Here is a 2,044-nt window from a genome sequence, read left to right on the forward strand (position 1 = left end):
CGCTCCTCGGTTTGACCAAACATCCCGAATCTGACGTGGTGATATAAATTTCACAAATTGAATTTTATTGAAGAATTTCTTAACTTTTAGTGCCGTTCTGTCAAGTTCAGGCAAACATCGGCGTCTCAGCGGCGCTTAGCACCGCTGAAGATCATGCGTCAACTGCGTGCCTTACAACAGGAGAGAACTATGAGAATAACGAGAAAATCACTAGCTGCGGCTTGTTTCGTCAGTTTGTCCGCCACCAGTGCTTTTGCTGCTGATGAATGCGAAGGAAAACAGTTTGTATTCTTCCCGGGCGGACCTGAAGGCGGAACTTTCGCCTCGGTTGTCTACAACGGTGCAGTTATGGCGGCAGAACACACGGGCTGTGATGTTCAGTATGTTTGGTCGGATTGGAACTCTGAAAAAATGGTCCGCCAGTTTTCAGAGGCAGTAGCGCGACGCCCAGATGGCATAGCGGTAATGGGGCACCCAGGTGAATCCGCTCTAGGCCCACTCATCGAGCAAGCTCGAGAAGTAGGAATTATCGTAACGACACAGAACGTCGACCTTCCGACGTATGAAGCAAAATACGTTGCCGAAGGGTTCGGCTATGTGGGTTCAAAGAACTATACTTCTGGGCGCAACCTGGCTTCGGGAATGGTTCAGGGATGTGGCCTTGAGGCCGGCGACAAAGTATTTGTCTGGGGTATGCAAAGCATGGAGCAGCGCGGGCTGCGCACGACCGGGTCGATCGAAGTGCTTGAGGAAGCAGGTATCGAAGTCGATTATCTAGAAATCAACCCAAACATCTCTAAAGATGCCTCTCAGGGCATTCCCGTTTTTGCAGCCTATGCGGCAGCGAACCCTGATATGAAAGGAGTGATCACCGATCACGGCGCTCTAACAGCGCTTCTGCCTGCTTACCTGAATGCCGCTGGCAAAAAGCCGGGTGAGATTTGTAGTGCTGGTTTCGATCTATCTGCTGCAACGGCGCAGGGTATTGAGGACGAAATGATTACAATGGTCTTGGACCAACAGCCATTCCTGCAGGGCTACTTGCCGATCATTCAGTTGTTTCTCACATCCAAATACGGTTTCGCAGGTATGAACATTGATACGGGTGCCGCGATGATAACGCAAAGCAATGTAGGTCCAGTCAAAGCCTTGGCTGCCGAAGCTATCCGCTAATTAAAATCCAAACAGACAATGCCGTTCTTCGGTATTGTCTAACTGCGAGCAGAACCATGGCACATGAAGAGCTACTCCGACTAGAAGATGTTCACCTGTCATTCGGGAGAATTGATGTCCTGAAGGGCATCAATTTTACGATCAACCGAGGTGAGGTCGTGGCGCTGGTTGGTGACAACGGCGCAGGAAAATCCTCTTTGATCAAGGTCATGACAGGCGTTCACTCACCGAACAAGGGTCGCGTGCTTATCAAGGGCGAAGTCGTGAAGATGGGCTCGGTCCAAGACTCGCGCAAACGCGGAGTTGAGACTGTTTATCAGGAGCGCGCTTTGGCGGATCAACAAGAGATCTGGCGCAATGTATTTGCGGGCCGTGAAATTACAAATCGATTTGGGTTCATGAATGTTAAGCAACAGCGTGCCGAAGCGGCGCAATTGCTGAGAACTCGTATGGGTTTTACGTCACGCGCAATCACGGCGGATAGTGAAGTCAGTGGATTGTCGGGAGGTGAAAAACAAGGGGTCGCAATAGCGCGTGCACTGTATTTTGAAGCAGAGTTGATCATTCTCGACGAACCAACCATGGGTCTAAGCCTCAAAGAAACTGACAAAGTGCTACAATTTGTTCGCGAGATTCGCGAGCAAAAAAAATCTGCGATCCTCATCGATCACAACATTTTACACGTCTACGCTGTTGCGGATCGTTTCATAGTGCTTGATCGAGGCCAAGTTGCAGCTGAGTTCTCAAAAGACCAAATTTCGCGAGAGCAATTAGTGGAATTGATGGTGGATCTACACCAAACCGGCCAAATTTCTTCAGTTGAAAGCGCGTAGTAAAAATATGACATTTACGATCTCATCAACCCGTCCGC

Annotated in this window: 2 protein-coding genes; both read left to right on the plus strand. The window is 49.5% G+C overall.

Annotated elements, in window-relative coordinates:
- Positions 1 to 189 precede the first annotated feature (189 nt).
- A complete protein-coding gene (locus AB9F27_RS21745; RefSeq protein ID WP_369758182.1) occupies positions 190 to 1,173 on the plus strand; it encodes a substrate-binding domain-containing protein in 984 nt (327 codons plus the stop codon).
- 56 nt (positions 1,174 to 1,229) lie between these two features.
- Positions 1,230 to 2,006: an ATP-binding cassette domain-containing protein gene (locus AB9F27_RS21750; RefSeq protein WP_369757145.1), complete on the plus strand. Its 777-nt coding sequence runs from the start codon at positions 1,230 to 1,232 to the stop codon at positions 2,004 to 2,006.
- Positions 2,007 to 2,044: the final 38 nt, after the last annotated feature.

It is taken from the genome of Falsihalocynthiibacter sp. CO-5D18 (assembly GCF_041205445.1).
Classification (GTDB): Bacteria; Pseudomonadota; Alphaproteobacteria; order Rhodobacterales; family Rhodobacteraceae; genus Falsihalocynthiibacter; species Falsihalocynthiibacter arcticus.